The 23347-nt window shown below is 67.2% G+C and carries 25 protein-coding genes; 11 read left to right on the top strand and 14 right to left on the bottom strand.

Translation table 11 applies throughout. The features are described from left to right. Window positions 1-283: 283 nt before the first annotated feature. A complete protein-coding gene (locus JHD82_RS08510; protein WP_199135975.1) occupies window positions 284-925 on the bottom strand; it encodes a peptidoglycan recognition family protein in 642 nt (213 codons plus the stop codon). A 367-nt stretch (window positions 926-1292) separates the two neighbouring features. Here JHD82_RS08510 and JHD82_RS08505 point away from each other — a divergent pair, with 367 nt between their 5' ends. The 3 genes from JHD82_RS08505 (at window position 1293) to JHD82_RS08495 (ending at window position 4429) form a co-directional block, all read left to right on the top strand. Beyond that, on the top strand, window positions 1293-1904 hold the full coding sequence (locus tag JHD82_RS08505) for a class I SAM-dependent methyltransferase (RefSeq protein WP_199135974.1): 612 nt from the start codon (window positions 1293-1295) through the stop codon (window positions 1902-1904). Between the two features lie 8 nt (window positions 1905-1912). Then, window positions 1913-2770 carry a tRNA-uridine aminocarboxypropyltransferase gene (locus tag JHD82_RS08500; RefSeq protein ID WP_199135973.1) on the top strand — a complete coding sequence of 286 codons (858 nt, stop codon included), beginning with the start codon at window positions 1913-1915 and terminating at the stop codon, window positions 2768-2770. Window positions 2771-3280: 510 nt separating this feature from the next. After that, on the top strand, window positions 3281-4429 hold the full coding sequence (locus JHD82_RS08495) for an acyltransferase (protein ID WP_199135972.1): 1149 nt from the start codon (window positions 3281-3283) through the stop codon (window positions 4427-4429). 81 nt (window positions 4430-4510) lie between these two features. Here JHD82_RS08495 and JHD82_RS08490 read toward each other — a convergent pair whose 3' ends face one another. The 3 genes from JHD82_RS08490 to JHD82_RS08480 form a co-directional block, all read right to left on the bottom strand. Next, on the bottom strand, window positions 4511-5158 hold the full coding sequence (locus JHD82_RS08490) for a DUF924 family protein (protein WP_199135971.1): 648 nt from the start codon (window positions 5156-5158) through the stop codon (window positions 4511-4513). 200 nt (window positions 5159-5358) lie between these two features. Then, the gene (gene yjjJ / locus JHD82_RS08485) at window positions 5359-6729 is read right to left on the bottom strand and encodes a type II toxin-antitoxin system HipA family toxin YjjJ (protein WP_199135970.1); all 1371 of its coding nucleotides are present in this window, start codon (window positions 6727-6729) and stop codon (window positions 5359-5361) included. A 139-nt stretch (window positions 6730-6868) separates the two neighbouring features. Beyond that, window positions 6869-7942, bottom strand: a complete 1074-nt coding sequence (locus JHD82_RS08480; RefSeq protein ID WP_199135969.1) for a porin — start codon at window positions 7940-7942, stop codon at window positions 6869-6871. 393 nt (window positions 7943-8335) lie between these two features. Between JHD82_RS08480 and JHD82_RS08475 the strand changes: the two genes are divergently transcribed. Beyond that, the gene (locus tag JHD82_RS08475) at window positions 8336-8785 is read left to right on the top strand and encodes a DUF1439 domain-containing protein (protein ID WP_307838082.1); all 450 of its coding nucleotides are present in this window, start codon (window positions 8336-8338) and stop codon (window positions 8783-8785) included. Between the two features lie 39 nt (window positions 8786-8824). On the opposite strand, the gene JHD82_RS08470 is transcribed toward JHD82_RS08475, so the two are convergent. Further along, window positions 8825-9811 carry a tripartite tricarboxylate transporter substrate binding protein gene (locus JHD82_RS08470; protein ID WP_199135968.1) on the bottom strand — a complete coding sequence of 329 codons (987 nt, stop codon included), beginning with the start codon at window positions 9809-9811 and terminating at the stop codon, window positions 8825-8827. A gap of 142 nt (window positions 9812-9953) precedes the next feature. On the opposite strand from JHD82_RS08470, the gene JHD82_RS08465 reads away from it, so the two are divergent. Then, complete coding sequence (locus tag JHD82_RS08465) at window positions 9954-10676, top strand: glutathione S-transferase C-terminal domain-containing protein (protein WP_199135967.1); 723 nt, start codon at window positions 9954-9956, stop codon at window positions 10674-10676. A gap of 132 nt (window positions 10677-10808) precedes the next feature. Further along, window positions 10809-11855, top strand: a complete 1047-nt coding sequence (locus JHD82_RS08460) for a pirin family protein (protein ID WP_199135966.1) — start codon at window positions 10809-10811, stop codon at window positions 11853-11855. A gap of 16 nt (window positions 11856-11871) precedes the next feature. Here the strand turns inward: JHD82_RS08460 and JHD82_RS08455 are convergent, their stop codons facing one another. The 3 genes from JHD82_RS08455 to JHD82_RS08445 are packed head-to-tail and all read right to left on the bottom strand — an operon-like array spanning window position 11872 to window position 14750. Continuing rightward, on the bottom strand, window positions 11872-12324 hold the full coding sequence (locus JHD82_RS08455; protein WP_197944778.1) for a carboxymuconolactone decarboxylase family protein: 453 nt from the start codon (window positions 12322-12324) through the stop codon (window positions 11872-11874). Window positions 12325-12340: 16 nt separating this feature from the next. Beyond that, a complete protein-coding gene (locus tag JHD82_RS08450; RefSeq protein WP_199135965.1) occupies window positions 12341-13717 on the bottom strand; it encodes a lyase family protein in 1377 nt (458 codons plus the stop codon). A gap of 16 nt (window positions 13718-13733) precedes the next feature. After that, window positions 13734-14750: a tripartite tricarboxylate transporter substrate binding protein gene (locus JHD82_RS08445; protein WP_199135964.1), complete on the bottom strand. Its 1017-nt coding sequence runs from the start codon at window positions 14748-14750 to the stop codon at window positions 13734-13736. Between the two features lie 100 nt (window positions 14751-14850). Here JHD82_RS08445 and JHD82_RS08440 point away from each other — a divergent pair, with 100 nt between their 5' ends. After that, the gene (locus tag JHD82_RS08440; RefSeq protein WP_043825400.1) at window positions 14851-15753 is read left to right on the top strand and encodes a LysR family transcriptional regulator; all 903 of its coding nucleotides are present in this window, start codon (window positions 14851-14853) and stop codon (window positions 15751-15753) included. Between the two features lie 111 nt (window positions 15754-15864). Next, window positions 15865-16335: a peptidylprolyl isomerase gene (locus tag JHD82_RS08435; RefSeq protein WP_034399899.1), complete on the top strand. Its 471-nt coding sequence runs from the start codon at window positions 15865-15867 to the stop codon at window positions 16333-16335. Window positions 16336-16422: 87 nt separating this feature from the next. On the opposite strand, the gene JHD82_RS08430 is transcribed toward JHD82_RS08435, so the two are convergent. Together JHD82_RS08430 and JHD82_RS08425 are read right to left on the bottom strand one after the other, a co-directional pair. Continuing rightward, a complete protein-coding gene (locus JHD82_RS08430; protein WP_199135963.1) occupies window positions 16423-17268 on the bottom strand; it encodes a class III extradiol dioxygenase family protein in 846 nt (281 codons plus the stop codon). Between the two features lie 47 nt (window positions 17269-17315). Beyond that, window positions 17316-17657, bottom strand: a complete 342-nt coding sequence (locus JHD82_RS08425; protein ID WP_012202847.1) for a protocatechuate 4,5-dioxygenase subunit alpha — start codon at window positions 17655-17657, stop codon at window positions 17316-17318. 76 nt (window positions 17658-17733) lie between these two features. Between JHD82_RS08425 and JHD82_RS08420 the strand changes: the two genes are divergently transcribed. Then, a complete protein-coding gene (locus JHD82_RS08420) occupies window positions 17734-18753 on the top strand; it encodes a LysR family transcriptional regulator (protein WP_199135962.1) in 1020 nt (339 codons plus the stop codon). Here the strand turns inward: JHD82_RS08420 and JHD82_RS08415 are convergent. Next, window positions 18655-19536, bottom strand: a complete 882-nt coding sequence (locus JHD82_RS08415; protein ID WP_012202849.1) for a gamma-glutamyl-gamma-aminobutyrate hydrolase family protein — start codon at window positions 19534-19536, stop codon at window positions 18655-18657. The two genes, JHD82_RS08420 and JHD82_RS08415, sit on opposite strands and share 99 nt — an antisense overlap. A gap of 372 nt (window positions 19537-19908) precedes the next feature. Between JHD82_RS08415 and JHD82_RS08410 the strand changes: the two genes are divergently transcribed. Further along, window positions 19909-20289 carry an HPF/RaiA family ribosome-associated protein gene (locus JHD82_RS08410; protein WP_199135961.1) on the top strand — a complete coding sequence of 127 codons (381 nt, stop codon included), beginning with the start codon at window positions 19909-19911 and terminating at the stop codon, window positions 20287-20289. Between the two features lie 101 nt (window positions 20290-20390). Here JHD82_RS08410 and JHD82_RS08405 read toward each other — a convergent pair whose 3' ends face one another. Next, window positions 20391-21350: a pirin family protein gene (locus JHD82_RS08405; RefSeq protein ID WP_199135960.1), complete on the bottom strand. Its 960-nt coding sequence runs from the start codon at window positions 21348-21350 to the stop codon at window positions 20391-20393. Window positions 21351-21541: 191 nt separating this feature from the next. Between JHD82_RS08405 and JHD82_RS08400 the strand changes: the two genes are divergently transcribed. Beyond that, window positions 21542-21838, top strand: coding sequence for a hypothetical protein (locus JHD82_RS08400; RefSeq protein WP_012202852.1), 297 nt, complete (start codon window positions 21542-21544; stop codon window positions 21836-21838). A gap of 82 nt (window positions 21839-21920) precedes the next feature. Here JHD82_RS08400 and JHD82_RS08395 read toward each other — a convergent pair whose 3' ends face one another. Continuing rightward, window positions 21921-22331 (bottom strand): OsmC family protein, encoded by a 411-nt coding sequence (locus JHD82_RS08395; RefSeq protein ID WP_012202853.1) that lies wholly within the window; start codon window positions 22329-22331, stop codon window positions 21921-21923. A gap of 56 nt (window positions 22332-22387) precedes the next feature. Continuing rightward, window positions 22388-23284: an MBL fold metallo-hydrolase gene (locus tag JHD82_RS08390; RefSeq protein ID WP_012202854.1), complete on the bottom strand. Its 897-nt coding sequence runs from the start codon at window positions 23282-23284 to the stop codon at window positions 22388-22390. Between the last annotated feature and the right edge of the window lie 63 nt (window positions 23285-23347).

Below are 23347 nucleotides of genomic sequence, written 5' to 3'. Positions count from 1 at the left end.
CCCCCCCCCCCCCCCCCCCCCCCCCCCCCCCCCCCCCCCCCCCCCCCCCCCCTTTTAGATGTGTATAAGAGACAGGAGATGGTCAGGACAAAGTTGGCGCAACTCACCGCTGGGTCTTTTTCGATGGGCGATTTGGCCGCGTTTTCCTGGATGGTGATCTGGCTGATCTTGGGAAGTATCAGTGGGCACAGTGGCGGCTCGAACTCTGAGCCTTTTGTGCATTGATTGGCGGCGGAGGCGGTGCTAGCCATAACAACTAGCAGGGGTAAGGTTAATAGTGATCTCACCATTTTGCTGAAATCGCTTCCGTAGGATTTTTTCTAGAGACTTCTGGGTGCCTGAAAACTTCGCTCATAGATATTCTTAGTGTCAGCGCTAATTCCGCGATAAGCCACTGTAGTGCATTATTCTGCTCGCTTGTAACGGCTTGATAAGTTTTCTTTTCGTCTGGTATGTTCCCGCCACGAGGAAGTGCTTCACCTACCAATTCAATGCCAATGCTGTCTTGGTTGGCCGGAAATCGTGCTGGAACCTTTTTCAGCATCTCGCGCTTATTCTCTTGGGTCGGATTGAAACGTTGTAACGATTTTAATTCAACTGGCGTACATCGCTTTTCCATTAAACAACGCGCTTTTATTTTGCCAATGTGCCATGTTTGTTTGTAGAGGGAAGCGGTTTGATATATTGTTCCATCTTTCTCTATCAGGAAATGTGCTCCATTTGCTGATGGGTTTTTGTAACTATCAATTGAAGACTGTGCTGTCGACCCTCCAGTTTGATGAACAATGATGCCATGAATTTCTTTCATTTCACCACGTTCAATGGTGGGTGCGATGGCTGGCTTTATGAGGGAGTGGATTGCTATTCCATTTCTATCGATTATTAGCATTTGAGTACCAAAGATGTGGGCCTTATGATGGCCCATAAGTTGTTAATCAGTGATTTGCGCGATATCGTAATTGCCGCTGATATGTTAGCCATGATGGGTATTGAGTGGTTGGGTTGAATTTGTAAAATTATGCAATCCTGATCTTTTTGTCATATCTCGCAGTTTTTTAGATGTTTGGGCGGCTGTTGTTGTGATCTGATATGCAAATCAGTCTGCCTGGCGGAGTAGCTACTGTCTTGGCTTATGCGGGCGATCAAGAAATTGGTCGACAACTGGACAGGCCCGGCCTCGGAAAAAGCATCACCCGGCAGGGGCAAAAAACACGCGTGCCCATACCCACTGCCCTGTACGCCATACTCCCGCCCGAACGCGCCCGCCGGGCGCTCACCCCCAAGGAGAATGCGTGCAATCAGCAAGTGACCAGTGGTTCGACGAGGCGTACTACCAGCGCTACTACTTCGACAAGAAGACCAGCGTGGTCGATACCGAGCATGTGAACCGGCTGGGCGCTTTCGTCTGTTCCTACCTGAGTTATGTGCGCGTGCCCGTGCGCCGCGTGCTGGATGTAGGCTGCGGCATCGGTCTGTGGCGCGAGGCGGTGCAGCGCCACTTCCCCGGTGCCAGCTACCACGGCGTGGAGCTCAGCGAGTACCTTTGCGGGCGCTTCGGTTGGGAGCGCGGCTCGGTGGTGGACTATGCGGCGCATGATCCTGCAGAGCCCTTCGATCTGGTGATCTGCCAGGGCGTGCTGCCCTATCTGAGCCCGCCGGATCTCAAGCGCGCGCTGGCCAATCTGGGGCGGTTGAGCCGAGGCGGCCTGTATGTGGAGGCGGTGGCGCGTGAGGATTACGAACGCGGCGTGATCGATGAGGATCTGACCGATCCGCGCCTGTTCCGCCACCGGGCCGATCTGTACCGGCGCGGGCTGGCCGAGCATTTCAAGGAACTGGGCGGCGGCGTGTGGCTGAGCCGCCGCGCCGAGCTGCCGCTGTTCGAGCTGGAAAGCGTGGGATGAGCCTGGAAATGTCAGCTGTGCCTGCTTCGGCGCAGGATGCCTGCGTGCCTCTGTCCTATCTGCGCGGCGTGGACTCCGGCGTGGCGCCGCATGCGGTCTCGCGGCTGCGCACGCAGCGGCTGGCGCGCAGCACGCGGCCGTTTCTGTCGCGCGGCGGGCCGCGCGGCGAGCGTTGCGAGGGATGCCGGCTGCGGCCTTCGCACTGCATCTGCGCGCTGCGTCCCATGCTGCCGACGCGGGCGGGCTTTTGCCTGCTGATGCACGATGCCGAGCCGCTCAAGCCCAGCAACACGGGCTGGCTGATCGCCGATGTGGTGGAGCAGACGCACGCCTTCGGCTGGGCGCGCACCGAGGCCGATGCGGGCCTGCTGGCCTTGCTCGATGATCCGCAGTGGCAGCCCTATGTGGTGTTTCCCGGTGAGTTCGTGGAGCCGCCGCAGCGCGTGGTGCATGCGCTGCCGGCGCCCCGGGCCGGAGCCCAGGCCGGGACCGAACCGGACCCGGGCCGGCGCCCGCTGTTCATCCTGCTGGACGCGACCTGGCCCGAGGCGCGCAAGATGTTCCGCAAGAGCCCTTACCTGGACCGCTTTCCGGTGCTGAGCCTGCACCCGGATCAGGTCTCGCAGTACCGCCTGCGCCGCTCCCAGCGCGAAGACCATTTCTGCACCAGCGAGGTGGCGGCCCTGTGCCTGGAGCTGACGGGCGACGGCGGGGACCGGCGCGCGGGCCGTGCGCTGGAGAGCTACCTGGCGCTGTTCACCGAGCACTATCTGCGGGCCAAGAACCAGCAGCCGGTGCAGGCAGACAGTGACGCGCGCCGTGGTCTGCAGGACGCGATCTCTTCCGTTTGTCCGCCTGCTTGTTAAAAACGATAGCGGAAGATGCTGGTGTTCATTGGGATTGGTGGCGTTTTGTTCCAAATTGTTGACGGCGCATCCAACTCCCCTTGCCCTGTGTTCGCCAGTGGCTCAACAGGGCGGCGCAGGGCGGCGTGAGGCCGGGCGCAGCAGCGCCGGCGGCAACTTCCTGTTACGTTCCGGCCGCGGTGCGCTGCCCATACTCGCGGCGTGCGATGAGAGGTGGACAGGCGGCGGGGCGGGGCGACCCAGGACTTCAGGCCGAATGTCCATCGAACCTGGCCCACAGGCGGTGATGGCTAAAATCGGATTTCGCTGAAATTCATCAGCCATTGCCCTGCACTGCAGGGCATGTTCGTGCACGCAGGGCCGCCCGTAGAGGCGGCCCGCATCCTTCAGGTGCGCCGCAGCCGCGGCTCGCGGATTGCTGTTCACAGCATCCGCCGGGAACCTTGGGGCGTGCCGTCTCTCTTATCGCGCTGGACCATGCGTTGCGACCCTCCCGGGGACGGCTGCGCCATGTCCGCGTGCTCCATTTTTCATGGGGTTTGTTCATGGCCCGGGGCGTATGCCCCGGCGTTGGAAAGGTGTCCGGTTTTGGTGGTCAAGGATTTCAAACTGCACTACAACCCCGCCCTTGACGGGCTGCGGGGCGTGGCGATCCTGTTGGTGATCTTGTCGCACTCCCATGCGCCTTTGTTCGATGGCGCATTCTTCGGGGTGGACCTGTTCTTCGTGCTCAGCGGCTATCTGATCACCTCGCTGCTGCTGATGGAGAACGAATCCGAAGGCCGCATCGGCTTCTGGCGCTTTTACCGCCGCCGCTTCTATCGCCTGATGCCGGCGCTGGCCCTGTTCCTGGGCGCGTACTGCATCTTCGCGCCCTTGCTGTGGCCGGACCTGAACGACATCTACACCGATGCGCTGGTCTCCATCCTTTATCTGGCCGACTACGGCATCGCCTTCTTCGACAGCCCGGACACGCTGCTGCACATGTGGTCGCTGTCGGTGGAGGAGCATTTCTACCTGATCTGGCCGCCGCTGCTGGTGCTGCTGCTGCGCTTTTCCAAGCCGGGCCGTCTGTGGCGCCCGATTGCCCTGCTGTGGGCGCTGAGCTGGCTGTGGCGCGTGTACTGGGTGGACCAGGGCCAGCACTTCTATGAGATCTTCTTTCGCTTCGACACCCGTGCCTCGGGCCTGTTCGCCGGTGCGCTGCTGGCGGCGGTGATGATCGAGCGGCCCGACTTCATCGCTGCACTGAAGGCGCGCATGCACCACGCCATGTGGGTGCCGCTGGCCGTGCCGCTGTTGATGGCGCTGCAATGGGACAACCAGGACGCCATGGTCTGGGGCATCACCGTGGTGGAATGCGCCGCCGTGGTGCTGCTGGTGGCGGCAAGCCAGGGCTCGGGCCTGGTCTTCGACATGCTGTCGTCCCCCACGCTGGTGAAGCTGGGCCGCCTGTCCTATGGCGTCTACCTCTGGCACTACCCGGTGGTGCGCTATCTGCGCGCCGACTTCTCGTGGCCCGTGGTGGTGGCGCTGGGCCTGGCGATCTCGGTGACGCTGTCGGCGCTGTCGTTCTACACGATCGAGCGCTGGGCGCTGCGCATGCGCGATGGCGAGCGCAAGGACGGCGAGCGCCAGCCCCAGGCGCAGCCGGCCTGAATGCCGGCAGCGCGCCGAAAGCAAAAAAGGGAACGTTGGCACGTTCCCTTTTTTTGTGGGTGAAGGAGATCTGCTGCGCTCTCAGAACCCTGAGCCGGGCTGGGACAGGTACTGCAGTTCCTCGGGCGTGCTGGTGCGGCCCAGGATGGCATTGCGGTGCGGAAAGCGGCCGTAGCGCACGATGACGTCGCGGTGCCGGTGGGCGTAGTCCAGCGTGCCGGCCAGGAACTCGCGCACGCCCCCGCCGCCAGCGTCACCGGCCTGGTCGGCCAGGGCCTGGAAGGCGGCCACGCTGCGGTCCTGCAGGGCCAGGTCTTCGGCATGCTCCAGCGGCAGGTAGCAGAAGATGCGCGCCACGGCTGGCAGGTCGGCATGGCGGTCATGGCCCAGGGCGATGCCGTCCAGCGCCAGCTGCAGCGCCTGCGGGTCGCCTGCAAAGCTGCGTGCCGTGCCCCGGAACAGGTTGCGCGTGAACTGGTCCAGCAACACGATCAGCGCCAGCCGCCCCAGCGCCGTGCCGGCCCAGCCGTTCAGTTGGCCGGCCAGCGCATCTTCGACCAGGGCGCCGAAGCGCTCGCGGATCTGGTCGTCAGTGGCATCGGACTTGATGAACCACAGGTTCTTGCAAGCCAGGGCGCCCGCGTTGTCGGGATGCGCGGAGCCCAGCCAGTAGCTGAGCACGTCGGCGATGCGCGGGTCTGCGGCGTGAGAAGGGGCAATGCTTGTCATCGGTGGCCAGGCTCTTGTCGGATGAGGAAGCCTTCGATTGTGCAGGCGGTGGCGTACTGTCCTTGTGGATGGCAGGTTTTGCGCAGACAAAGCACAGCTTGTGCAAATGTTTTTCAAGAGAATGTACACAGGTTTTTCAAGAGAAATTGCCGGTGTTATCCACAGATTGGCATCTGAATTTCATTGCTGTTGCCTGTCAATCAGGCATTCATGCATTCAAGATTTCGCGTGGCAATGTTGCGAAAGTCCCCGGAGATGCGCGCATCCTGCGCCACGGTCTGCCAGAAGCGGCGTGCCAGCGCCTGGGCATGCGGCCATTCGGCCAGCGTGGCGGCCGTGGGTCGCTGGGGCTGGGCGCCGAAGTCGCGCTCCACGATCTCGCCGTTGATGGGCATGTAGAGCATGGGCAGCATGTCGTAGGTGGGCGACAGCGCCCAGTCGCCATGGGGCTGCGGCAGCACGAAGGAGATGTTGCCGTAGTGCCGGTCGGTGTTGGCGATGAGCTGGCCGTAGGCTTCGAGCAGGCGCAGGCTGCGCGCGTCGGCCTCGGTGATGAGGCCGCGTGCGGCCAGGCGGTTGGCAGTGGCTGCCCAGTTGTCCACCTCGCCCACGTACTGGGCATTGAGCACCTGCAGGGACACCATGCCGATACGTCCAGGGTTGCTGCCCGGGTGGGCCTGTGAGACGGGCACATCGCCATCGCCCGGCGCCGGCTGGCTGCGGTCGAACCGCTCCGATTCGAGGAAGGCGCGGCCGCCATCGAGGAACAGCCGCGTGCGCGCTGCGGGCAGGCCGTCTTCGGCCAGGGTCTGCAGTGCCAGGTGCTCGCAGACCAGCAGGTCGCGGATGCGCTGCTCGGCCGGCGCGTTGCCTGCCGGGGAGAACTTGACGATGACGCTGCGCCCGGCCGTGATGCAGCAGAACTTGGGCTGCTCGCCGCCCGCCGACGAGCCCGGATGCGTGCCCTGCATGGCCTGCATGGCCAGGCGCGGATAGTCGGCCGCAGAGGCGGCGCGCAGCGTGCGCGCGGGCAGGGAGTGAAAGCGCTCGAAGGCGGCTTCGCCCACGATGAGGTTGCCCGGCAGGTCTTCGCCAAAGCGGGCCAGGGCGCGCAGCACATCGTCCTCGCCCCACTGGCGCGGGTCCCCGCCCAGCTGCAGTTCGGGGTGGCTGTGCGCAAAGCTGCGGCCGATGAAGCCCTGGGGCCGCATGTCGTCCAGGAACCAGGGCAGGCCGTCGTGCTGCTCGCTGAGGCCGTCGGCCTCATCCACCCAGAAGCCGCCGCCGTGCAGGGCGATCATGCGGCCGAAGGGCGATGCATGGCCTTCGGTGTCCACGCGCATGATGGCCACCTCGGCGCCCACACCCGCCACCTGGCGCGGCAGCACATAGCGCTGCGTGCGCGCTGCCCCCACCTTGCGCACCTGGCCCGACTGGATCAGCGGTGCCAGCGCGCGCGACACCGTGGGCTGGCTCACGCCCAGCATCTGCTGCAACTCGCGTGCCGCCAGCGCACCGCCCTGGCGGCGCAGTGCTGCCAGCACCTGCAGGGAGAGGTCTTCAGTGGCCATGGAGAATCAATTCATGAATGGATAAAGCAAGGGGTTAATTTATTGAAAATCAAGGATTTATGCAAATCCATGAATGGATATATGAATAGATAAAAAAACCGCGCCCAAGGGCGCGGCAAAGCTGGACGGGAAGGGCTTTTCAGAAGGAATGCGTGATACCCAGGCTGATGCCGCTGGCGCGTGTCTTGTTGCCTGCGCCCTGGTAACCGTTCTTCCACTTGGTCGTGTCCAGCTCCAGGAACAGGCTGGTGCGCTTGGACAGCTGGTAGTCCACGAAGCCGATCAGGCGCTGGAAGCCGTCGTCGCCCTGGCCCGTGCGCTCGCGGTCCACCTTGTAGTAGCCGCCGTTCAGACCGATGACGGGCGTGACGGCGTAGCGCGCGCCCAGGGCCAGGATCTTGTTCGTGGTTTTCGCGGTGTCGCTGGTCTCGGCCTTGTTGCGGCCGTAGTTGAGCATCAGGCGCAGGTCGCCACGGCTCCAGGCGCCACCGATGTTGGCGGCGTCCAGCGTGCGTCCGCTGGCGTCGTGGAACTGGGTGTAGGCGCTGGTCAGCACCAGGTCGTCCTGGCGCCAGTCCAGGCCCAGGCCGCGCGTGTCCAGGCGCGAGGCCGACACGCCGGTCTCCCCGAAGCTGTACATGGCGCGCGCCGTGAGGCCTCCAAAGCTGCCCGAGTACTTGATGGAGTTGTTGACGCGGTTGGAGCCCACCTTGGTGTTGGTGGCGCCCCATTCGTTGTTGAGGCCGTGGCCCGTGAGGCTGGTGACCTGGATGTTGGGGTTCAGGCCCGCAAAGCGCAGGGCGATGGGATCGACCAGGCCCACGGAGTCGGAGATCAGCGTGTTCTGCCGGCCAGCCGTGACCGCGCCCCAGTGGCCGGCCAGGCCCACGATGGCCGCCCGGTCGAAGGTGCCGGCCACGCCGCCGATGCCGCCCACGTCGGCGCCCAGCGTGGATTCGAGGTTGAAGATGGCGCGCAGGCCGCCGCCCAGGTCCTCGCTGCCGCGTATGCCCCAGCGGCTGGTGGGACCCACGCCGCTGTTGACCGAGCCCATGCTGCCCGCAGCCGGCGCATTGGCGCCCGACAGGCCGCTTTGCGCGCGCACCGACACGTCGATGATGCCGTACAGGCTCACGCTGCTGGTGGATTGCGCCAGGGCGGGGCCGGCCGCGCAGCCTGTGGCCAGCAGGGCGAGGGCGATGTTCTTCTTCATGGTGTCTCCTTGATTTCTTCTGGAAGGCGGGAACTTTGCGAGCGGCCGAGTTTCCGTATGGGAGCCGGTACTGCCTATGTCCGGCGGGCACTAGCTGCTATGTCGTTTCGTTCTCGAAGTGGCTGCGCGCAGGTGCCGGGCAACACCCACTGCAGGGACAGGGAATAGCCCCTGGCGGGACAATGTCGCTCTCAAAAAACATAGCGCCATGCGTATGGCATGCATGGCGCTTCAGGGTTTCGTGTCGGGCTTTCTGAGGCTTGTGCTGTCGTGATGAATCGCCGCTTTTTGTTGATGGTCGTGGCAGCGGGCTGGAGCCTGGCCGCGACCGGATGTTCGGGAAAGTCCGGACCTGGGAATGTCTCGGTTTCGCGGCAAAGGCTGCAGGAGGTGGTGGCCCAGCGCTTTCCCCGGCAGTTCCCCGTGGCCGGCATGCTGCAGCTCAAGCTGCATTCGCCGGTGCTGGGATTGCTGCCCGAGCGCAACGCGCTCAATGCGGTGCTGCAGGCCGATCTTTCGGGGCCCGTGCTCAAGCAGAGCTATGGCGGCCATCTGAACCTGGACTTCGCGCTGCGCTACGAGCCCACGGACCGCACGCTGCGCGCCCACCAGATCAAGGTCAACAGCCTGGTCATCAACGACCTGGCGCCCGCCATGAGCGACATGCTCACCACCTACGCCAGCGCGCTGGCCGAGCAGGCGCTGGGCCAGCTCGTGCTCTACCAGTTGCAGGACAAGGAAATGGCCCTGATGGACTCGCTGAACATGGAGCCCGGCGCCATCACGGTGACGCCGGACGGCCTGAGCGTGGCCCTGGTCCAGAAGCCCGTCGCGCCGCGCTGAGCGCAGCGGCGCGCCTTTGTCCTTCCCTTCGCCCGCGCCTCAGTCCGCGCGGATATTGGCGGCGCCAATCACCTCGCCCAGCTCGGCGCTCTCGGCCTGAATGAAGGCGCCGAACTCGGCCGGCGTGCCGCCCATGGGCGATGCGCCGATGTCGGCCAGCTTCTGCTGCACGGCGGGCTGGGCCAGGCTCTTGTTCAAAGCCTGGTTCAGCGCCTGCACCACGGCCGGCGGCGTGCCGGCCGGCGCCACCAGGCCCCACCACACGGTGGCCTGCACATTCACGCCCAGCGAACGTGCCGTGGGCACGCCCGGCAGCAGGCGCGAACCATTGTGGTTGAGCACCGCCAGGGCGCGCAGCGCGCCGCTGCCCACATGGCCTGCCACCTCCAGCGGGTTGATGGCCATGAAGTCCAGCCGCCCGCCCAGCAGGTCGGTCACGGCGGCCGAGCCGCCCTTGTAGGGGATGTGCACGGCCTGGAAGCCGCCTGCGCGCTCCAGCAGGGCGCTGGCCATGTGGCCCGAGCTGCCCACGCCAGCCGTGCCATAGGACAGGGCGCCGGCCTTGGCCTTGCCGGCGGCGATCAGTTCGGCCAGGTTCTTGTGGGGCGACTTGGCGTTGACCACCACGACCAGCGGCGCCTCGCCGATGCGGCCCACGGGGATGAGGTCCTTGAGCGGATCGAAATTGAGCTTGGCGTACAGCGCCTTGTTGGTGGTCAGCGTGTTGGATGCCGTCAGCAGCAGGTAGCCGTCGGCCGCGCCGCGTGCCACCGCGCCCATGCCGATGTTGGTGCCACCTCCGGGCTTGTTGTCCACCACCAGGGACTGGCCCAGCAGTTCGGCCATGGGCGGCGTGACCAGGCGCGTGATGATGTCCACGCCGCCGCCGGGCGAGTAGGGCACGACCACGGTCACGGGGCGCTCGGGGTAGCCGGCCGCTGTGGCGACCAGGGGCAGGGCCGCCCAGGCGGCGGCGGTGGTGCCGAGCAGGGCCAGCGCGTGGCGGCGGGTGGAATGTCTTGTCATGCATGTCTCCGTTGATTGTTATGGCCCGGCGGCAGGGCCGGGTCCGCCATTATTTAGCGTGCCAAGCATGGCTGGGCGCCGAACGTTACGATGCAGCGGCCATCGATTTCTTGGCGAACCCGTCCAGCCCTCAAGGTGCCCCATGACTTCACAGAATCCGCTTTCCGCCTTTTCCGTCACGCGCAAGTGGCCGGCCACGCAGCCGGACCGCATCCAGCTGTATTCCCTGCCCACGCCCAACGGCGTCAAGGTGTCGATCGCTCTGGAGGAGATGGGCCTGCCGTATGAGGCGCACCGCGTGGGCTTCGAGAGCAATGACCAGCTCTCGCCCGAGTTCGTGGACACCTTTCCCAACAACAAGATCCCGGCCATCCTGGACCCGCAGGGCCCGGGCGGGAAGCCGCTGGCGCTGTTCGAATCCGGTGCCATCCTGGTCTACCTGGCCGAGAAGTCCGGCAGCCCGCTGCTGCCCGCCGATCCGGCCGCGCGCTATGAAACGCTGCAGTGGCTGATGTTCCAGATGGGGGGCGTCGGCCCCATGTTCGGCCAGCTGGGGTTCTTCCACAAATTCGCGGGCAAGGACTTCGAGGACAAGCGCCCGCGCGACCGCTACGTGAACGAGTCCGTGCGCCTGCTGGGTGTGCTGGAGCGCCGCCTCGCAGGCCGCACCTGGGTGATGGGCGAGCAGTTCACCATTGCCGACATCGCCCTGTGGCCCTGGGTGCGCAACATGGTGGTGGAGCAGGGCTACAACGCGGCCGAACTGCTGGGCTGGGAGCGCTTTCCCGAGCTGCAGCGCGTGCTGGCCGCCTTCGTGGCGCGCCCGGCCGTGCAAAAGGGCCTGGTGACGCCGCCGCGCAACTGACCCGGCGGGCGTTGCATTCCTGGGCCGCACTGTCCCAGCCATGGTGGCTTTCAAAACGGGCGCGGGGGCCGCATCTGTCCGAGAATGCAGCGCCCCCTTTTTTCTTGCGGGCGCAGCCTCACAGGAGCCACGATGACCGCAGCCACCACCCCCGTCCTCCAGAGCCAACCGCTGGGCCCGCTGTGGCCCACCATGGACCCCTTCCTGTTCTGTGCCCACCATGACGATGCCTATCCGCCCAGCGATGGCCGCCTGGGCGTGCAGGCCGTGGACCTGGAGGGCCGCCAGATGGGCAGCGACTTCAGCCGCAAGGACGGCTTTTCCATGTACCACGGCGATGGCGTGCCGGGCTTTCCCGGCCACCCGCACCGCGGCTTCGAGACCGTGACCCTGGTGCGCAAGGGCCTGATCGACCATTCCGATTCGCTGGGCGCGGCCGCGCGCTTTGGCGGCGGCGACGTGCAGTGGCTGACGGCCGGCAAGGGCATACAGCATTCGGAGATGTTCCCGCTGCTCAACAGCGACGCGCCCAATCCGCTGGAGCTGTTCCAGATCTGGCTGAACCTGCCTGCGCGCTCCAAGATGGTGGAGCCGCACTTCACCATGTTCTGGAGCGAACGCATCCCGCGCCTGGAGCATGCGGACGCCGCAGGCCGCAGGACCGTGGTCACCGTGGTGGCAGGCACCCTGCCCGGCACGGCGGCCGCCCTGCCGCCGCCGCCCGAATCCTGGGCCTCGCAACCCGAGGGCGACGTGGCCATCTGGACACTGCGCCTGGAGCCCGGCGCACGCTGGACGCTGCCGCGCGCAGCCGGCGCGGACACGCAGCGCATGCTGTATTTCTTTGCGGGCCAGGCACTGCAGGTCGGGCCCACGGCGCTGGCCCAGCATGCGGCCCTGCATGTGGATGCCACGCAGGACTGGGAACTGCACAACAGCGGCGCCGACGCCGTGGAATGCCTGGTGCTGCAGGGCCGCCCCATCGGCGAGAGCGTGGCGCAGTACGGCCCCTTCGTGATGAACACGCAGCAGGAAATCATGCAGGCCATGCAGGACTACCGGCGCACCCAGTTCGGCGGATGGCCCTGGGCCGAGCAGGACCCGGTGCATGGCGCAGAGAACCGGCGCTTTGCGCGCTACCCGGGCGCTGCGGCCGAGGAGCAGCCGCCGGCCGCCTGAGTCCGGTCAGGCCGCGTCAGGTCGCGTCTGCGGGTGGATGAAAGCTGGCCGGCGCGGGCGTGCGCCCCAGCTCCTTGAGGATCTTCAGCGTGATGGCCATGCCGGTGTTGCCTGCGGGCACGCCGGCATAGACGGCGGTCTGCAGCAGCACTTCGCGGATGGTGTCCAGATCCAGCGGCGCGGCCTCGGCATCGGCCGGGTCGGCCAGCAGCCCCGTGCGGATGTGCAGCTCGAACTCTTCCCAGCGGCCCATGGATGCCGTGATGGCCAGCACCATGATGCGGCGCGTGCGGCGCTCCAGGCCGGGGCGGCTCCAGATGCCGTCCCAGGCATAGGCCGTGATCATGCGCTGGAACTCCACATTCAGTTCGTTGGCGCGCGCCACGGATTGGTCCACCCATTCATCGCCCAGCACGCGGCGGCGGTTGGCAAGGCCGCGCTGCAGGGCGTCGGCGGAAGATTCGGTCATGGCGGGGGTTCCTGTGTCAAGCATGGGAATGGGCATGGGCATTGGCGTGGGTCTGCGGCGCTGCCAGCAGCGCCAGGCATGCATCATGCGATGCCTGCACGGCGCGGGCCGGGTCGCAGGCCCGGGCCAGCGCATCTTGCAGCGCCTGCAGGGCCGCTGCGTCCAGCCGGGGCGCAGCCCATTCGGCCAGCAGCAGGCGCAGCTCGCGCCCCTGCTCCAGCGCCTGCGGGGCCAGCAGCTCCACGGCGGCCAGGGCCTCGGGCTTGCCCGTCCAGGGCGCCATGGCGTGCACGCAGGCCTCTGAAAACACCAGTCCGTGCAGGCCCCGCACATGGCCCAGCATGCGCTGCGGATGCACCTGCAGCGACTGCGCGGCCTGGCGCAATGCGGCGGCGGCGCCATGCACATGGCGCCACAGGTCGGGCCAGTGCGCGACCTCGGCCTGCCACTCGCCCAGCGCGCGCTCATGGGCCTGGGCCATGCAGCCCAGCAGCAGGGCCGCAAGCGGGGGCACGGCCTGGGCCTGTGCCACCGCCTGCATCAGGTGCACGGGATTGCGCTTGTGCGGCATGGCGCTGGAGGTGCTGCCGCGCGGCGCCTCGCTGACCTCGCCCACCTCGTACTGCGACATCAGCGTCCAGTCCTTGGCCAGCTTGGCCAGGCTGCCGCCGCATACGGCGGCCTCCATGGCCAGGCGCATCCAGTCGTCGCGCTGGGTATGCCAGCTGCGGCCGCAGGCCGACAGGCCCAGGCGCCGGGCCAGTGCCTGCTCCACCTCGGCACGGTGGCTTCCCAGCACGGCGCCATTGCCCACGGCGCCGCCCAATTGCACGCACAGCGCAGCGGTGGCAAGTCTTTCAAACTGTTCGATGCTGCGCCCCACGGCGGCAGCCGACTGCGCGCACTTGAAGCCGAAGCTGGTGATCTGCGCGGGCTGCAGCAGGCTGCGCGCCAGCATGGGCGTGGCCGCGTGCGTGCGGGCCAGGGCCTGCAGTGCGGACTGCAGCGCGTCCAGCTCGGCCAGCAGCGCCTGCAGGGCCTGCTGCGTGAGCAGGGCCTGCGCCGTGTCCACGGCGTCCTGCGTGGTCGCGCCCCAGTGCAGCCAGGGCAGGCCTTCCGGGGCGTGGGCCTGCAGCCACTGCTGCAGCGGCCGCACCACGGCCAGGCCCAGCGCGCCGCTGGCGCGCGCCTGCTCCACCACGCCTTCGCACGTGAGCGGCGCCTGCGCGCAGGCGCGCGCAATGGCCTCGGCGGCCGGGCGCGGCACCAGGCCGCAGTCGGCCTGGGCCTGGGCCAGCGCGCTCTCGAAGCGCAGCAGCGCGTCCAGCCAGCGCGCGTCTGCAAACCAGTGGCCGCTGTCGGCCGGGCCCAGATAGTCCTTCACCAATGACATGCTGTCCTTGCCGGTCTCAGGCCGTGGCGCCCGAGGCCTTGATCACGGCGGCCCACTTGGCGCTCTCCACCTGGATGCGGGCCGCGTACTGCGCGCCATCGCCCAGCAGCGGCACGGCGCCCTCGATGCCCAGGCGCGACTGGAAGGACTCGGCAGACGCCACCTTGAGGATGTCGCGCCCCAGCGCGCGCACCGTCTCGGCAGGCGTGCCCTTGGGCGCGAGGATGCCGTAGGTCAGCGAGCTCTCGAAGTCGGCCAGCGCACGCACGCCGGACTCGGCCACCGTGGGCACGTCGGGCAGCTGGGGCTGGCGTTTGGCGCCGGTCACGGCCAGGGCGCGCAGCTTGCCGGCCTTCACCAGGGCCATGGCCGCGGGAATCACGCCAAAGCTGAAATCCACATTGCCGCCCACCAGGTCGGTCAGCGACGGGGCCGTGCCCTTGTATGGCACGTGGATGGCCTTGGCGCCCAGAGCGTGGGCGAACATCTCGCCCGTCAGGTGGCCGCCCGTGCCCGAGCCGCTGGAGGCGTAGTTCATCTCGCCGCTGCGCTTGCGCATCTGCTCGGCCAGGTCGGCCACGCTGCGCACGGGCGAGGAAGCCGGCACCACCAGCAGCAGGGCCGACGAGGCGAACATGGCCACCGGCTGCAGATCGGTGGCCGCATTGAACTTGAGGCCCGGATACAGCGAGGGATTGATGGACACCGTGCCCGTATGGCCCAGCAGCCAGGTGCCGCCGTCGCCGGCCGCACGCACCACGGCTTCCGTGCCCAGGTTGCCGCCCGCGCCGGCCTTGTTCTCCACGATCATCCCGTAGCCGAAGGACTCGTTGAGGCCATGCGCCATCTGCCGCGCGAACACATCGTTGCCGCCGCCCGGCGCAAACGGCACCACCAGTCGGCTGCCGCGCTTTTGGGCCCAGGCCGGCAGCGCACAGGCGGCCAGTGCGGCGGCGGCGGTGGACAGCCACATCCGGCGCGGCAAAGAGGTCTGAGAGGCTTGAGCGGTTTGAGCGGTGGGCCGGGAATCCATGCGTCTGTCTCCTGAAATAGTCGTTGTCACGCAGTGTGGTGCAGCGCAGCCTGGGAAAACAGCAGTTGCATCTGCGTTGTGATTCAAGAAAATGTGTGAAATGGACGTGAGATACATACACAATTTCTTGAGAGTGGTGGACACCGGCTCCATGTCCGAGGCCGCTCGCCAGCTGGATTTGAGCCCCTCGGCCATTGCCCAGCAGATGCGCGTGCTGGAAGGCGAGCTGGGTGCGCCGCTGCTGGTGCGCCATGGCCGCAGCGTGCGCGCCACCGAGGCGGGCGAGCGGCTGTTCGAGCGCGGCCGCCAGTTGCTGCAGGACTTCGAGGGCCTGCGCGAATGGGTGGCCTCGGACGCGGACGGCGGCGAGCTGCGGCTGGGCACCGTGAACACGGCGCTGCACGGCTTTGTGCCCGCCGTGATGCGGGCCTTCGTGGCGCGCCACGCCGAGGTGCGCATCAGCGTGCGCGCCGGCCTCACGCCCGAGCTGTACACGGCCCTGGTCCAGTCCGAGCTGGACGTGCTGATCTGCCTGCAACCCTCGTTCGACCTGCCCAAGACCGTGTGCTGGGCCGAGCTGCGCCAGGAGCCTTTGGTCGTGCTGTGCCGCGCCCGCGATGCGCAGCAGGACCCGCTGGCCCTGCTGCGCACCCGGCCCCTGGTGCGCTATGACCGTTCCCTGGCCGGTGGCCGGCTGGCCGACCGCTACCTGCGCGCCCAGGGCATTGCGCCGCTGGAGCGCATGGAACTGAACTCGGTGCTGGCCGTGGCCATGATGGTGGACCAGGGCCTGGGCGTGGGCCTGGTGCCCGACATCGGCCCCGTGCTCTCCCAGGGACGCGACGTGCGCGTGCTGGCGCTGCCCGAGCAGGGCGCCGCTGCGGACGGCGCCGGCTCCCGCCCCGCCGATGCGCGCAAGGTCGGCCTGCTGTGGCTCAACACCTCGGCCCGCGCGCGCTGGGCGCGCAGCCTGCTCGAATGCGCGCGCGAGTGCCTGGCTTGAGGTCGGGCGGCCGGTGAACCCACGGCCGCGACGCTGGAATGCCCCAGGTCGCCGACAATGGCGGCTTTGCGCGGCGCGCCTTCTGCGCTGCGGTTTTCCAAGGCCTTTGCCATGAACATCACCAAAGACACCGCCGTCACCATCAACTACAAGATCACCGACAAGCTGGGCAAACTGCTCGACAAGGGCGACGTGGCCTATCTGCACGGCGGCTACGACAACATCTTCGCCAAGGTGGAAGCCGCCCTGGACGGCAAGGCCGTGGGCGACACGCTGACCGTGGATCTGGCCGTGGAAGACGCCTTCGGCGCGCGCGACGAGAGCCTGACGCGCACCATTCCCAAGGGCGAGTTCCCGCCCGGCGTGAAGGTCGGCGGCCAGCTGCGCGGCACGGATGACCAGGGCCAGCCCCAGATCTACCACGTGGTCAAGATCAAGGGCCCCGTGGTGCTGCTGGACGGCAACCACCCGCTGGCCGGCATGGCGCTGCACTTTGCCTGCAAGGTCACCGAAGTGCGCGCGGCCAAGCCCGAGGAAATCGAGCACCGCCACGTGCACGGCGGCCACGGCCACCACCATTGAGAGGCAGGGCCGGGATACACCCGGTCCGCACGGCCCCGCAAAGCACAAAGGCCGCCTGGCATGCCCGGCGGCCTTTGTGTTTTCCGACTAGACCGCCTCCAGCGCCAGCAGCGCCGTGGCGGTGTTGGAGATCGGTATGTGGTAGTTGCCGTGCACGCGGCGCACGCCGGGCGCAGCCGCGGACAGGGCGCCGCGCATGGCCAGCCACATCAGCAGTTCCACGCCCTGGGTGCCGGTCTTTTCCACCAGTTCATGCACGCTGAACTGCGTGGCCCATTCGGGGTTGGTGGCCATGCTTTCAAGGAACTGCAGGTCGAAGGCCTTGTTGATGAAGCCCGCGCGCTCGCCATCGAGCTGGTGCGACAGGCCTCCTGAGGCGATGACGGCCACGCGCTGGTCGCTGTTCCAGCGCGCGATGGCCCGGCCCACGGCCTGGCCCAGCGCATGGCAGCGGCGCGCCGAGGGCAGCGGGAACTGCACGGTGTTGATGCACACCGGCACGACGGCCACAGGGCAGTCGCCCTCGGGCCAGAACAGCTTGAGCGGCAGCGTGCAGGCGTGGTCCACCAGCATTTCCTGGCAGCTGACCACGTCGAAATCCTCGCCCACCAGGGACTCGATCAGGTGCCATGACAGCTCCGTGTGGCCGCGCAGCGGTGCCAGCGTGGGAATGCCCCAGCCTTCGTCGGCGTTGCAGTAGCGCTCGGCCGCGCCCACGGCGAAGGTGGGCATCTTGTCGAGGAAGAAGTTCAGGCCGTGGTCGTTGTAGAACATCACCACCACGTCGGGGCGCTGGGCGGCCAGCCATTCGCGGATGGGCGGGAAGCCGTCGAAGAAGGGCTTCCAGTAGGGCTCGTTCTGCAGGCCCTTGTGGATGGCGTTGCCGATGGCGGGAATGTGCGAGGTGCCGAGGCCGCCGATGAGATGTGCCATGGGGGGTGTCTCCTGTGCTGTGTCTTGCGTGTGGTCTGCGGCGGGGCTCAGGCGTGCGAGCGCAGCAGGGCCTGGAACTCGGCCTTGGTCATGCCGGTCTGCTGGGCGCCTATGTCCTGCATGTCCAGGTGAAAGATGCCGGCCAGCTTGGCCAGGTAGTAGGCGTTGCCGCCGGCCGCGATCATCTGCAGCACGTTGCGGGCGCGCACGGCATCGGCCTGCTCCTGGTTCAGGCCGTAGCTGCGCATATAGGCCTCCTCGTCGGCCAGGAAGGCCTGGCGGTTGGCCAGCTCGTTGAAGGAAAAGCACATGCTGTTGAGCGCATAGCCCTTGCGGGCCTGCCTGCCGTCGAACAGGGTGGTGCCGGGAATCTGCGGCTGATCGGCCATGTTTTGTCTCCGGTATTTGCGTTGGATCAGCGGCAGTGTCCGGTCCGCGTTGCCAAAGATAAAGCGGCGGCCAATCATGGAATGCATGAGACAAATCGATGGATCGCAGCTCGATGGCCGGCTGCTGCAACTGCTGCTGGCCGTGCTGGAGACCGGCAGCGTCACGGCGGCGGCGCAGCGCCTGGGCGTGACGCAGTCGGCCGTCAGCCATCTGCTGGACAAGCTGCGCGCCATCACGGGCGACCGATTGTTCGTGCGGCAGGGGCGGGGCATTGCGCCCACGGCCCATGCGCTGGCGCTGCAGGACCCGGCGCGCGAGCTGCTGCGGCAGATGCAGCAGTTCGGCCAGGGGCCCAGCTTTGACCCCGCGCACTGGCGTGCCGAGATCACCATCGCCGCCAACGACCTGCAGCGCGAGTTGCTGCTGCCGGCGCTGGCCCGGCGCCTGCGCACGCAAGCGCCCGCAGCCATGCTGCGCGTGATCGACAGCGGCGCGCCGGATGCCGAACTGCTGCGCTCGGACGCCTGCCTGCTGGCCATCAGCCCGCGCCCGCCCGATGCCACGGACATCGTGCAAAAGCGCCTGTTCAGCGATGAGTACGCAGTCTTCTATGACAGCGCCGTGCGACAGCCGCCGGCCAGCCTGGCCGACTATCTGCAGGCCGAGCACGCCACCGTGGCCTATGCCGACCGCCAGGCGCTGGACCTGGACTTGCAACTGCAGGCGCGCGGGCTGGAGCGCCGCTTTGCCGTGCGCGTGCCGGGCTTTGCGGCGCTGGCCGCCTTCGTGCGCGGCACGCCACTGCTGGCGACGGCGCCGTCCCTGCTGGGCCGCACGGCCCTGTCATCGCTGGCCAGCTTTGCCGTGCCCGTGGACTGCCCGCCGCTGCCCATGTTCATGATCTGGCACACGCGCCACCAGGCCGATCCCGCCCATGCGTGGCTGCGCGGGCAGTTGCAGCAGGTGGTGGCGCAGGCGCTTGGCGGCGCCGGGCCGTCAATGCCTGCGAAGCAAGGCGCGCCGCAGCAGGCGCGCGGCGCGGTTGCGGATCTGGAAGGGGCTGTGGCTCACGGCCGGGCTCACGCGGGCGCGTGAGCAGGCGGCCAGGAAGTCGCGCAGCAGCACGCTGTCATCCAGCGTGCTGGTGTCCGGGTTGCGGAACTGGAATTCGGGGTGCCACTGCGTGGCCGCGATATAGCTCTTGAGCGTGCCGGGCTTGCGGAAGATGGCCTCGGGAATGCGGTCGGGCAGGCTCCAGGCCTCCACATCGAACTCGGGCGCCACGTCCTTGATGCCCTGGTGGTGGATGCTGTTCACGCGTGCGCGGTCCAGCGTGGGGTACAGCGCCTCCAGCCGGCTGCCGGGCACGATGGCGATGTCGTGGTAGTGGCGGTCGTACTCGGTGGGATTGCGGTGCAGCTGCGAGCCGGGCACCTGGGTCTCGATGTCCTGGTAGAGCGTTCCGCCGAAGGCCACGTTGATCAGCTGCAGACCGCGGCAGACGCCGAAGATGGGCTTGCCGGCCTGGGAAAAGGCCTCGACCACGGCCAGGTCGTAGAGGTCGCGCACGCGGTCGCCCAGCCATTCGGGGCGCATGGGTTCCTCGCCATAGCTGCCGGGCCAGACATCGGCGCCGCCGTGCATGACCACGCCGTCCAGCCACTCGGCATAGTGCTCCAGCGTCACGTCGCCGCGCGCGGTCTCGCCTGTGGGGCAAGGCACCATCACCACCATGGCGCCGGCCGACATGATCCAGTGCGCTATCGATTGCTCCACGTACTGCAGCGTCTTGCCCGTGAAAAGCGGACGCTGCGGGTCCGCATGGGAGAAACAGGCCGAAAGGCCGATCTTGAGGCGGCGTGAGGCAAGTGGGCTCATGGGGTGGTGGGCAAGGGGAAAGTCCTGATGGTCACGTTGTAAGCCCAATCGTGCCTGCGACCTGTAGGAAGGGGTTGAACGCCCGCGACCGGCGCAGGGCCATCACTGCAAATAGGTGTAGGTGAATGCAAGAGTTGTCTTGAGGCATCTCAAGCTTTTTCGGTCCATTCGTGCAGGCGCCCCGCCTGCGGGTGTAGCCTGTAGGCAGGGGTTGGGGCTGCGGATGCTGCAGCGCGAAAAACCTGACGACGCAGGGTGCGACTTGCTGTGCAGGCAGCCCGCATGGCGTTACGATGGATTCGCCAGTTCATCAATGGCCCCGACAACCCCGCCGCGCCGGTGGTGCGGCTTTTGGCGACTAGGAGGATATGCATGCAAGTTCAGGTTCATGCCGACGATTCGATCCAGGGTGGCGAGTCCTTGGCGCAATGGGCGCAGGAAGAGATCAACGCCAAGCTGGCGAGATTCAAGGAATACGTGGTACGCGTGGAGGTTTTCCTCACCGGCGTCGATGCGCTCAAGACCTCCGGCGCTCCCGGCAAGCGCTGCGTTCTGGAGACCCGGGCCAATGGCCGCCCGCCGATCGCCGTGAACGCCGAGGCTGAAAAGGTGAAGGATGCCTTCAACGCGGCCATTGAAAAGCTGAAGCGGGCCGTGGAGACCGACCTGGGCAAGCTCAAGGACAAGAACGGCCGCGAGAGCGTTCGCGGCGTGGAAGACGGCACCGAGGTGGATGCGGCCAGCCCGGCCTGACCATCGAAATCCCCGCAACACAAACGGCAAGGCGCCCCATTGGGGGCGCCTTTTTGTTGGGCAGGGCCATGGCTGCAGGTCGATCGCCGCAGCAAGCGCGTTCAGCGCGAGGCGCGCAGCACCACGCCGTCCAGCGAAGGCGCATGCAGCGGCTTCAGGGGCGATGCCAGCGGCGGCCCGAAGCGGCGTGCCGCACCTGCGGGCAGGGCCTGCGCATCCTGACCGGCCTCCGCTTCCCATTGCGCGCGGGCCTCGGCGATTTCTTCGCTGGTGCGGGCCACGAAGTTCCACCACAGCAAGATGGCTTCATCCATGGGCTCGCCGCCAATGACCAGCAGGCGGCTGCCGGGCGTGGTCTCGATGGCGACCGAGTCCGTGCCCAGGGGCAGGTAGAGCAGTTCCTCCACCGGCAGGGGCTGGCCGTTCACGCTCACGCTGCCTTCCAGGCTGAGCACGGCATGCTCGAAATCGGCACGCAGCGGCAGCGTGGCGACGGCATTGCCATTGCCCGCGCTGTCCGCATGCAGGTCCACGCTCATCAGGGGCGTGTGCACCTCGGCCGGCGACGTCAGGCCCAGCGCTTCGCCGGCCAGCACCGTGGCCGTGAAGTCGCCCACCGTGGTCCTGGGCAGCTCGGGGTAGTGCTGGAAGCGCGGCGGACCGTTGCGGTGCGACTCGGGCAGCGCAATCCACAGCTGCGCGGCGTGGATGTGCGAGGGCGTCTGGCTTTCCTCGGAGTGGGCGATGCCGTGGCCGGCCGTCATCAGGTTGACCTGGCCGGGGCGGATGATCTGGGTGTGGCCCAGGCTGTCGCGGTGCAGCACTTCGCCGCGGATCATCCAGGTGAAGGTCTGCAGGCCGATGTGCGGATGCGGGCCGACCTGCATGCCCGGTGGCGCGGGGTCGGCGGGACCGGCGTGATCGAGAAAGCACCAGGCGCCGACCTTGCGCAAGGCGCGCTGGGGAATGGCGCGCTGGATGGGAATGCCGCCCACATCGGCGGTGCGGGTGGGCAGGTGCTGGGGTTGGAGTTGGGACTGGGGCTGGGACGTGTCGGACATGGTCGGATCGGCCTGTTTCGTGGGGGAAGCCACCAGTGTCGTGCAGTGCGGCGAAGCAGGCAAACGCGGCTCGCATCGATTGGGCCTGTTCGCTGACAGCGCGTTCTCAGGAACATTGTTTACATTCGAAGAACGGACCGGCGCCCGCCATTTTGGCGGGCGCCGGCCTCACTCTTACAGGAGAAACCGCCATGAATACATCCGTACAGACGCAAGCCGAAGCCGCTGAAGAGGCGGTCCAGAGCGCCGTGGAAGTCCAGCGATTCCCCGAGAAGTTCGAAGCCACGGTCACCGGCAATGTGCAGCACCGGGTAGGCGACGGCCCCCTGGAAGACATTCCGCGCGGCACCCGTGTGCAGGTGGCCACGGCCATCGGAAGCTATGTGCTGTCCTGGACCCAGGACGAGCAGCCGATCACCGTGTCGCTGGCCAAGCGCGAGTTCGAGCTCTATGTCGATACCGGGGAGATCGAGGTCAGCCAAGCCTGACGCCGGCCATGTCCCCACCCACTCCCAAAAGCCCTGCGGCCTGACAGCTGCAGGGCTTTTTGCATGATGGCCTGGCGCACGCTCAGGCCGGCAGCTGCAGCGCGGTCTGGATGTGCACCTCGCCGGCCAGCAGCTTGTGCACGGGGCAGGCCTCGGCCACCTGCAGCAGGCGCTGGCGCTGCTCGTCGTCCAGCGCGCCTTGCAGCGTGATCTGGCGCTCGATCAGGTTGCCGCTGGCCGGCGTGCCTTCGGGGTTCAGGCGCAGTTGCACGTCCACCTGCTCCAGCTTCCACTGCTTGCGCGCCGCGTACATCTGAAGCGTGACCGTGGTGCAGGCGCCCAGGGCCGACAGCAGCAGCTGCAGCGGGTTGGGCGCCGTGTCGCCGCCGCCCTTGTCCGCAGGCTCGTCCACATGCCAGCTGTGGCCTTGGGGGTCGCCGAGCGTGACGCGATAGGGGGTGTCCGTGCTGGTGGCGTGGGCGCTGTGGATCATGGAAGGTCCTTTGTCCTGGGGTGTCGCAAGAGGGGTGGGAGAGGCAACGGACGACTCTACGCCTGCTTTGCGTCCGCTGCCTGGGGCCGATGCTTCATGCGCAGCGGGATTTTGAGGTAGTGCACGCCATTGGCCTCGGCCGCAGGCCAATGGCCTGCGTGCATGTTGACCTGGATGGCGGGCAGCAGCAGGGCGGGCGCGGACAGCGTGGCGTCTCGCTGGTTGCGCATGGCCACGAAGCTGGCTTCGTCCACGCCCGTGTGCACATGCACATTGCCGGCGCGTTGCGCGTCCACCGTGGTTTCCCAGGCATGGCGGTCGCGGCCCGGCGCCTTGTAGTCATGGCACATGAACAATCGCGTTGCGGGCGGCAGGGCCAGCAGGCGCTGGATGGAGCGGAACAGCGTGCCCGCGTCGCCGCCGGGGAAGTCGGCGCGCGCCGTGCCGTAGTCGGGCATGAACAGCGTATCGCCCACGAAGACCGCGTCCGCGATGCGGTAGGACACGCAGGCCGGCGTATGGCCGGGCGTGTGCATCACCTCGATGCGCAGCCCGCCCAGCGGCAGGCTGTCGCCGTCGGCCAGCAGCCGGTCGAAGGGCTGGTCGCTGCCGGACGCGGGCAGGTTGAAGACGGGGCGGAAGATGCGCTGCACCTCGCGGATGTGCTCGCCCACGGCAATCGGGGCGCCCGTGCGCTCGCGCAGGTACGGGGCTGCGCTGAGGTGATCGGCATGGGCATGGGTTTCCAGAATCCAGCGCACTCGCAGGCCCTGGGCCTGCGCGGCGTCCAGCACGGCATCGGCCGAGCCGGTGTGGGCCTGGCCGCTGGCGTGGTCGTAGTCGAGCACGGGGTCGATGACGGCGGCCTCGGCCGTGTCCGCGTCCCAGGCCAGGTAGGTCACGGTGTGGGTGTTGGCGTCGAAGAACGGTGCAATGCGCAGCGGTGATGTCATGAAGGCACTCCTGGTTCGATGGCTCGTGTGCAGCCTGTCGGCAATTATATTAGAATTTGCTAA

The sequence above is a fragment of the Delftia sp. ASV31 genome, assembly GCF_016428765.1.
GTDB classification, from domain to species: domain Bacteria; phylum Pseudomonadota; class Gammaproteobacteria; order Burkholderiales; family Burkholderiaceae_C; genus Comamonas; species Comamonas acidovorans.
This window is presented reverse-complemented; position numbering and strand designations above follow the sequence as displayed.

What these genes read in the sequence shown, in the direction of transcription:
- JHD82_RS08415 (WP_012202849.1), bottom strand. Translation starts at nt 19,536, where the DNA reads ATGAGCCCACTTGCCTCACGCCGCCTCAAGATCGGCCTTTCGGCCTGT.
- JHD82_RS08465 (WP_199135967.1), top strand. Translation starts at nt 9,954, where the DNA reads ATGACTTCACAGAATCCGCTTTCCGCCTTTTCCGTCACGCGCAAGTGG.
- JHD82_RS08500 (WP_199135973.1), top strand. Translation starts at nt 1,913, where the DNA reads ATGTCAGCTGTGCCTGCTTCGGCGCAGGATGCCTGCGTGCCTCTGTCC.
- JHD82_RS08390 (WP_012202854.1), bottom strand. Translation starts at nt 23,284, where the DNA reads ATGACATCACCGCTGCGCATTGCACCGTTCTTCGACGCCAACACCCAC.
- JHD82_RS08495 (WP_199135972.1), top strand. Translation starts at nt 3,281, where the DNA reads ATGTCCGCGTGCTCCATTTTTCATGGGGTTTGTTCATGGCCCGGGGCG.
- JHD82_RS08470 (WP_199135968.1), bottom strand. Translation starts at nt 9,811, where the DNA reads ATGACAAGACATTCCACCCGCCGCCACGCGCTGGCCCTGCTCGGCACC.
- JHD82_RS08450 (WP_199135965.1), bottom strand. Translation starts at nt 13,717, where the DNA reads ATGTCATTGGTGAAGGACTATCTGGGCCCGGCCGACAGCGGCCACTGG.
- JHD82_RS08405 (WP_199135960.1), bottom strand. Translation starts at nt 21,350, where the DNA reads ATGTCCGACACGTCCCAGCCCCAGTCCCAACTCCAACCCCAGCACCTG.
- JHD82_RS08420 (WP_199135962.1), top strand. Translation starts at nt 17,734, where the DNA reads ATGGAATGCATGAGACAAATCGATGGATCGCAGCTCGATGGCCGGCTG.
- JHD82_RS08490 (WP_199135971.1), bottom strand. Translation starts at nt 5,158, where the DNA reads ATGACAAGCATTGCCCCTTCTCACGCCGCAGACCCGCGCATCGCCGAC.
- JHD82_RS08425 (WP_012202847.1), bottom strand. Translation starts at nt 17,657, where the DNA reads ATGGCCGATCAGCCGCAGATTCCCGGCACCACCCTGTTCGACGGCAGG.
- JHD82_RS08395 (WP_012202853.1), bottom strand. Translation starts at nt 22,331, where the DNA reads ATGATCCACAGCGCCCACGCCACCAGCACGGACACCCCCTATCGCGTC.
- JHD82_RS08455 (WP_197944778.1), bottom strand. Translation starts at nt 12,324, where the DNA reads ATGACCGAATCTTCCGCCGACGCCCTGCAGCGCGGCCTTGCCAACCGC.
- JHD82_RS08430 (WP_199135963.1), bottom strand. Translation starts at nt 17,268, where the DNA reads ATGGCACATCTCATCGGCGGCCTCGGCACCTCGCACATTCCCGCCATC.
- JHD82_RS08440 (WP_043825400.1), top strand. Translation starts at nt 14,851, where the DNA reads ATGGACGTGAGATACATACACAATTTCTTGAGAGTGGTGGACACCGGC.
- JHD82_RS08460 (WP_199135966.1), top strand. Translation starts at nt 10,809, where the DNA reads ATGACCGCAGCCACCACCCCCGTCCTCCAGAGCCAACCGCTGGGCCCG.
- JHD82_RS08400 (WP_012202852.1), top strand. Translation starts at nt 21,542, where the DNA reads ATGAATACATCCGTACAGACGCAAGCCGAAGCCGCTGAAGAGGCGGTC.
- JHD82_RS08410 (WP_199135961.1), top strand. Translation starts at nt 19,909, where the DNA reads ATGCAAGTTCAGGTTCATGCCGACGATTCGATCCAGGGTGGCGAGTCC.
- yjjJ (WP_199135970.1), bottom strand. Translation starts at nt 6,729, where the DNA reads ATGGCCACTGAAGACCTCTCCCTGCAGGTGCTGGCAGCACTGCGCCGC.
- JHD82_RS08445 (WP_199135964.1), bottom strand. Translation starts at nt 14,750, where the DNA reads ATGGATTCCCGGCCCACCGCTCAAACCGCTCAAGCCTCTCAGACCTCT.
- JHD82_RS08510 (WP_199135975.1), bottom strand. Translation starts at nt 925, where the DNA reads ATGGGCCATCATAAGGCCCACATCTTTGGTACTCAAATGCTAATAATC.
- JHD82_RS08480 (WP_199135969.1), bottom strand. Translation starts at nt 7,942, where the DNA reads ATGAAGAAGAACATCGCCCTCGCCCTGCTGGCCACAGGCTGCGCGGCC.
- JHD82_RS08435 (WP_034399899.1), top strand. Translation starts at nt 15,865, where the DNA reads ATGAACATCACCAAAGACACCGCCGTCACCATCAACTACAAGATCACC.